The organism is Mycobacterium sp. TH-M15 (assembly GCF_057473705.1).
The window spans coordinates 1-6568 of record NZ_JBYCLB010000478.1; the positions used below are offsets into that span (position 1 = coordinate 1).

Genomic DNA, 6568 nt, shown 5'->3' on the forward strand with positions numbered 1-6568 from the left:
GCGGGGAGTCGATACCGACCGAGACGATCTTGTCGTCACCGCCAGGCGATCATAGCGTCTCGTCGCGGCCCGGCAGAGACTCGGCGAAGAACTCGACGTTGTCCTCCAGAGGGGGCTGCAGGTCATCCGGGAGGTCGTCCTCGTAGTAGATGGCCTCTACCGGGCAGACCGGCTCGCAGGCCCCACAGTCCACACACTCGTCCGGATGGATATAGAGGGCGCGACCACCCTCGTAGATGCAGTCGACCGGGCACTCCTCCACGCAGGCCCGGTCCATCACGTCAACGCACGGCTTCCCGATCACATATGCCATGGGCGTAGAGTTTACACAAGTTATTTTGTAGAAACTAGAAGGGTAGACCCTTATGCCGGAGACCGAACTCGACGCCCGCGTACTCCCCAAGCCGGAGAAGCACAAGACGATCTTCGCCACCTTCGCCAAACTGGCCGTCGGCGAGTCGTTCGTGCTGCTCAACGACCACGAACCGGAGCCGCTGCGGCAAGAGTTCGAACGTGAGCACCCGGGCAGCTACGGCTGGGAGTACCTGGAGAAGGGCGCCGAGCGCGGTGCGCTCTGGCGGACGAAGATCTCCCGGCTGTCGTCGACCGCACTGCCGTGGATCCTGACCGACACCACCAGCACCGGCGACGGCGTCGAGCCCGATCCGGCGGGGGTGGTCTGGAAACTGGAGGTGCAGGGCCGGGACCTGGACGCCGACGTCACCTCGCTGGCCGCCCACGCCGACACCGGGATGCACACCGGCCCGGAGATGGACGCCCTGATCCACGTGCTCTCCGGCGGCGGCGAGTTGCACACCGAACTCGGCACCATCGAGCTGACGCCGGGCGCACTGCTGTTCATGCCGAAGCGGTCCCGCCGGCAGTTCAGCGCCGGCTGCGACGGCCTGCGCTACCTGACCGTCAACCAGAAGCGGCAGTTCCTGAACCTGATGGCGGCCGGCTGATGGCCGGTCCGCAGAAACCTGATGGCGGCCGGCTGATGGCCGGTCCGCAGAAACCTGATGGCGGCCGGCTGATGGCCGACACCCGAGTGGACGGAGCGCTGCCCGCCGCCGACCGCGACGACGCCACCGTGCAGGGCCACCGGCTGCTGGCCCGGCTGGGCAAGCGGGTGCTGCGACCGGGCGGCATCGAGATGACCCGCGGCCTGCTGGAGCGGGCCGATCTGCCCGGCTCCGACGTGCTGGAGCTGGCCCCGGGCATGGGCCGCACCGCCCCGGAGATCCTCGCCCGTGAGCCGAAGTCGTACGTCGGTGCGGAGCAGGATCCCGACGCTGCCCGCACGGTGCAGAGCATCGTCGGCGAGAGCGGCGGCCAGGTGCGGGTCGCCGACGCGGCGGCCACCGGGTTACCGGACGGCAGCGCGGATGTCGTTGTCGGCGAAGCGCTGTTGAGCATCCAGAGCGACGCCGCAAAGGAAGCGATCGTCGCCGAGGTCGCCCGGGTGCTCCGCCCCGGCGGCCGGTACGCCATCCCCGAGTTGGCGTTGACCCCCAACAGCATCGACGAGCAGGCCAAGACCGACATCCAGCACGCGCTGGCGACGTCGATCCGGGTCAACGCCCGCCCGCTGACCGTGGCCGAGTGGATGTACCTGCTGGCCGAGCACGAACTGGCGGTGGATCTGGTCAGCACCGCGCCGATGGCGCTGCTGGAGCCGCGCCGGCTGATCGCCGACGAGGGGCTGGCCGGCGCGCTGCGCTTCGTCAAGAACCTGCTTGTCCACCGCGACGCCCGGCGCCGGGTGCTCGGGATGCGCCGGACGTTTCGGGCACACCGTCGGCGACTGGCCGCGGTCGGCATCATCGCGCACAAGCCCGGCGGCGGCGCCAACCCGGCGGTGTCCAAGGGCAAAGGCTGCTGTTGAACGGGTGTCGTTAGACGCACCATGGCGGCCGCCGAAGTCGGGTAGAAACAAGACCATGGCACACAACTCAGCGGACTACTCGGCTTTCCCCGCCCTGCGACTGGAACCCGGCGGCAACGGCGTCCTGGAGTTGGTGCTGGATGCGCCCGGCCTGAACTCGGTCAGCCCGCAGATGCACCGCGACCTGGCCGACGTGTGGCCGGCGATCGACCGGGACGACTCGGTGCGAGCCGTGCTGGTGCGCGGCGAGGGCAAGGCGTTCTCGGCCGGCGGCAGCTTCGACCTGATCGAGAAGACCATCGGTAGCTACCGCGGGCGGATGGAGGTGCTGCGCGAGGCCCGCGACATGGTGCTCAACATGGTCAACTTCGCCAAGCCGGTCGTCTCGGCGATCGGCGGCCCGGCGGTGGGCGCCGGCCTGGTGGTGGCGCTGCTCTCCGACATTTCGGTGGCCGGGCGCACCGCGCGGCTGATCGACGGCCACACCAAGCTCGGGGTGGCCGCCGGCGACCACGCGGCGATCTGCTGGCCGCTGCTGGTCGGAATGGCCAAGGCGAAGTACTACCTGCTCACCTGCGAGACGCTGCGCGGCGAGGAGGCCGAACGGATCGGCCTGGTCTCGCTCTGCGTCGACGACGACGAGGTGCTGACCACCGCCAGCCGGATCGCCGACGACCTGGCGCACGGGGCCCAGGACGCCATCCGGTTCACCAAGCACAGCCTCAACCACTGGTACCGACAGTTCGCGCCCGCCTTCGAGACCGCGCTGGGATTGGAGTTCCTCGGCTTCAGCGGGCCGGACGTCCCCGAAGGGCTTGCCGCGGTCCGGGAGAAGCGCAAGCCACGGTTCGTCGCTCGCGACTGACGGCGATTGCCCGCTGCCGAGCACGTCGACGGTGCGCTTGCGCCGGCGCACCGGTGGTACCACGCGTCGGTGGAGAAAACGCCGGTCTACCTGCCGGACGACCTCCAGCCGGCGCTGACGCGCGTCGCCAGACAGCGGGGCGGGTCCGAAGCCGAGACGATCCGCGAATCGGTCCGGGCGGAGGTGTGTGGGGTCAAGCCACCACGGACGATCGCGACCCTCGATCGCCGGCACTTCGCCGTGCTACGCCCACTCCGCGGTGGGCGCTTCGCCGTCCTGCCGTGACTCGGCGATCGGCTCACTGTGCCGCGATCGCCTGCTCCTTGGCCCACCGGTAGTCGGGCTTGCCCGACGGGGAGCGCTGCACCTCGGGCCGGAACACCACCGCCTTGGGCAGCTTGTAGCGGGCGATGTGGTTGGCCGCCTCGGCGATGATCGCGTCCCCGTCAGCCGGTGCGCCATCGGCCAGCTGCACCACCGCGACCACCTCGTTGGCCCAGCGCTCGCTGGGCCGGCCCACCACGATGACGTCGTAGACACTCGGGTGCCGGGCGACGGCGGCCTCGACCTCCTCGGCGAAGATCTTCTCGCCGCCGGAGTTGATCGTCATCGAATCCCGGCCGAGCAGCTCGATGCCGCCATCGGCGTCCCAGCGGGCCCGGTCGCCGGGGACCGAGTGCCGGACGCCCTGGATCACCGGGAAGGTCCGGGCGGTCTTGGCCGGGTCTCCCAGGTAGCCGAGCGGCACCTGGCCCTGCTGGGCCAGCCAGCCGATCTCGTCGTCGCCGGGGTCAAGGATGCGGATCATGTCCTCGCTGACCACCACCGCACCCGGGTTCGGGGTGAACCGGCCGGTGGAAGCCTGGTCGCGGCTGGTGCTCTGGCCCATCTGCGCGCCGGTCTCCGACGAGCCGCCGGCGTCCAGGATGGTCAGCTGCGGCAGCAGCTCCAGGAACCGTTCCTTCAACGGGGCGGTCAGCGGCGCGCCTCCGCTGGCCAGCACGAACAACCCGGACAGCTGCTGGACCAGGTCCGGGCCGCCGGCTTCCAGCGCGTCGGCCAGCGGGCGACCGAAAGCGTCGCCGACGATCGACAGCGAGATCACCCGCTCCCGGCCGGCGATCTCCCAGGTCTCGGCGGGATCGAACCGATCGGTGGTCGCCGACATCACGAACGGCCGGCCGCCGAGCACGGTGGTGAACGCCGCCCACTGCGCCGCACCGTGCATCAGCGGCGCCACCGTCATCGATCCCGGCCCGCCGTGCGCGGCCCGGGCGACGACCTCGTCGAGGCTGACCGGAAGCGCACCGGTGCCGAACTCGCGCCCACCCATCGCGCCGAGGAAGATGTCGTGCTGCCGCCAGAGCACGCCCTTGGGCATGCCGGTGGTGCCGCCGGTGTAGAGCAGGTACAGGTCGTCCGGCGACGGGGTCAGGTCCAGCGCATCGGCGGCGGTGCCGGCCAGCAGTTCTTCGTAGCGGACCGCGCCGGGCAGCGGGGCGTTGCCGGAGTCGTCGTCGACGTGGATCAACGGCATCGACGACGGCAGCCGATCGCCGGCCTGCTGCAACGCGTCGGCCAGCGTGGGGCCGAACCGCGCGTGGTAGATGAGCGCCTCGGCGGCGGCGTCGGTCAGCAGGTACACCAGCTCGTCGGCGACGTAGCGATAGTTGACGTTGAACGGGGCGACGCGGGCGTGGAAGGCGCCGAGCATGCCTTCCAGGTACTCGTTGCCGTTGGCCAGATACAGCCCCAGATGACTCTGGCCGGACTCGTGGCCGGCCAGCTCGGCGCGTTCCCGACGCACCCCGAGCCCCATCTCGTGCAGGGCGCGGGCCAGCCGACGAGACCGCTCCTCGGTCTGGGCGTAGCTGAACCGCCGGTCGCCGAAGACGATGCAGTCGCCGTTCGGATCGGCCGCCGCCACCGCCGAGAACACCTGGGCGAGGTTGAACTCCACTTGCCGCTCCTCTTCGTCACCGGCGGCGTTCACCCTAGCCGGTGACCGGTCAGGCATGCTTGACGGCATGACGGTAGACGCCCTGCTGCAGTCGATCCCGCCGCTGCTGGTCTACCTGGTGGTCGGCGCGGTGATCGGGATGGAGAGCCTGGGCATCCCGCTGCCCGGCGAGGTGATGCTGGTCGGCGCAGCGCTGCTGTCGGCCCGGCACAACCTGGCCGTCAACCCGGTCGATGTCGGTGTCGCGGCGGTGGTCGGCGCGGTGATCGGCGACTCGCTCGGCTACTCGCTCGGTCGTCGGTTCGGCATGCCGCTCTTCGACCAGCTGGGCCGGCGCTTCCCCCGGCATTTCGGGCCCGGGCATGTCGCGCTGGCCGAGCGGTTGTTCGCCCGCTGGGGAACCGGCGCGGTGTTCTTCGGCCGGTTCATCGCGCTGCTGCGGATCCTGGCCGGCCCGCTGGCCGGGGCGCTGAAGATGCGCTACCGGCGCTTCCTGGCCGCCAACGTCTCCGGGGCGGTGTGCTGGGCCGGCGGAACCACCGCGTTGGTCTACTTCGCCGGGGTCGCCGCCGAGCGCTGGCTGGCCCGATTCTCCTGGGTGGCGCTGGTGGTCGCGATCGTGGTCGGAGTGGGCGCGGCGATCCTGCTGCGCGACCGGTTCGGCCGGGCGATCGCCGACCTGGCCGGCGAGCGGCACCGCGAGGAAGACCCGACCACCGGGTGAAACCTGACTCGTCGGTAACCGTTGTCGAATCGGCGACACCGGAGGAAGGTGGTAGGAAGACCGGCGGCGCCGCCGGGGCGTCGCCCCGATCACACGGAGGCGCGAATATGTACGCACGCTCATCCACCATCTTCGCGCGGCCGTCGTTCATCGACGACGGTGTCGCCCATGTCCGCGACGTGGTCATGCCGGCGCTGGCCGGCATGGACGGGTGCACCGGGCTGTCAATGCTGGTCGACCGGGACGGCGGCCGGTGCATCGTCACGTCGTCGTGGCTTGATCAGGACGCGATGCGGGCCAGTGAGGACGCGGCGTTGGCCCTGCACGACAACGCGGCCAAGGTCTTTCACGCCACCGCCGACACCGCGCGCTGGGAGATCGCCATGCTGCGCCGGCACCGCCCGTCCCGCCGGACGGCTGGTGTCCGGGTCACCTGGCTGCAGACCGACCCGGCCCAGATGGACCGGTTCGTGGACACCTGCAAGCTGGCCCTGCTGCCCGAACTGCAGGATGTCGACGGCTTCTGCAGCGCCAGCCTGCTGGTCGACCGGGCGTCCGGGCGGGCGGTGTCGTCGGTGAGCTTCGACGACTGGGCGGCGCTGCTGGCCAGCCGGGAAGCCGACCAGACGATCTGGGCTCAAGTGGTCAACGACGCCGGCGCCCGGGTGGCCGAGGTCGGCGAGTTCGACCTGGCGATCGCGCACCTGAGCGCACCGGAGCTGGTCTGAGCGGCACGCACCGTTCGGGCCGTCCTACGGTGCGCTGGTGAGGTGGGCGCATGCGTCGCCGGCAGGGCGAGAATGAGTACGACGAGGAATACAAGGAGGATTCTCTGGACCGGCGCCTTGCCGAAGGCGCGCCATACATTCTCATTGCGACGCATGCTGTCACGGACGTAGCGGGCGAGCAAAATAGCCTCGAACACCACCATTATTAACGGAATCCACCAATCCCAATGAGGTTTTCTCACTTGGGGTGTGTGGGGTTGGCGCGACTAGAGTTTCCGGCGTGTCGTGAGGTCGGGGCGTGGGGTTCTTGCTCAAGGATCGGTTTCGACGAAGAAACCCGCTCCGCAGCAAAGGATCCCACGTGTTCACCTACTCTGCCATCTGCGACGTCCCGGAAGAAACC

7 protein-coding genes and 1 pseudogene are annotated in these 6568 nt (G+C 69.9%); 6 read left to right on the forward strand and 2 right to left on the reverse strand.

What is annotated here, in order from left to right:
* Window positions 1–52 precede the first annotated feature (52 nt).
* Window positions 53–313 (reverse strand): annotated as a pseudogene (fdxA, locus tag AC2VNT_RS11605) (ferredoxin); the annotation flags it as partial.
* A gap of 52 nt (window positions 314–365) precedes the next feature.
* Here fdxA and AC2VNT_RS11610 point away from each other — a divergent pair.
* The 4 genes from AC2VNT_RS11610 (at window position 366) to AC2VNT_RS11625 (ending at window position 3038) form a co-directional block, all read left to right on the forward strand.
* Window positions 366–965, forward strand: coding sequence for a DUF2249 domain-containing protein (locus AC2VNT_RS11610; protein WP_486946999.1), 600 nt, complete (start codon window positions 366–368; stop codon window positions 963–965).
* 71 nt (window positions 966–1036) lie between these two features.
* Window positions 1037–1888 (forward strand): class I SAM-dependent methyltransferase, encoded by an 852-nt coding sequence (locus AC2VNT_RS11615; protein WP_486947000.1) that lies wholly within the window; start codon window positions 1037–1039, stop codon window positions 1886–1888.
* 55 nt (window positions 1889–1943) lie between these two features.
* Window positions 1944–2753 carry an enoyl-CoA hydratase/isomerase family protein gene (locus AC2VNT_RS11620; protein ID WP_486947001.1) on the forward strand — a complete coding sequence of 270 codons (810 nt, stop codon included), beginning with the start codon at window positions 1944–1946 and terminating at the stop codon, window positions 2751–2753.
* A gap of 69 nt (window positions 2754–2822) precedes the next feature.
* Window positions 2823–3038: a ribbon-helix-helix domain-containing protein gene (locus AC2VNT_RS11625; RefSeq protein WP_486947002.1), complete on the forward strand. Its 216-nt coding sequence runs from the start codon at window positions 2823–2825 to the stop codon at window positions 3036–3038.
* Window positions 3039–3051: 13 nt separating this feature from the next.
* Here the strand turns inward: AC2VNT_RS11625 and AC2VNT_RS11630 are convergent, their stop codons facing one another.
* Window positions 3052–4713 (reverse strand): acyl-CoA synthetase, encoded by a 1662-nt coding sequence (locus AC2VNT_RS11630; RefSeq protein ID WP_486947005.1) that lies wholly within the window; start codon window positions 4711–4713, stop codon window positions 3052–3054.
* A gap of 67 nt (window positions 4714–4780) precedes the next feature.
* Here AC2VNT_RS11630 and AC2VNT_RS11635 point away from each other — a divergent pair, with 67 nt between their 5' ends.
* Window positions 4781–5437, forward strand: coding sequence for a DedA family protein (locus AC2VNT_RS11635; RefSeq protein ID WP_486947003.1), 657 nt, complete (start codon window positions 4781–4783; stop codon window positions 5435–5437).
* A 107-nt stretch (window positions 5438–5544) separates the two neighbouring features.
* Window positions 5545–6165, forward strand: a complete 621-nt coding sequence (locus AC2VNT_RS11640; RefSeq protein ID WP_486947004.1) for a hypothetical protein — start codon at window positions 5545–5547, stop codon at window positions 6163–6165.
* Window positions 6166–6568 lie beyond the last annotated feature (403 nt).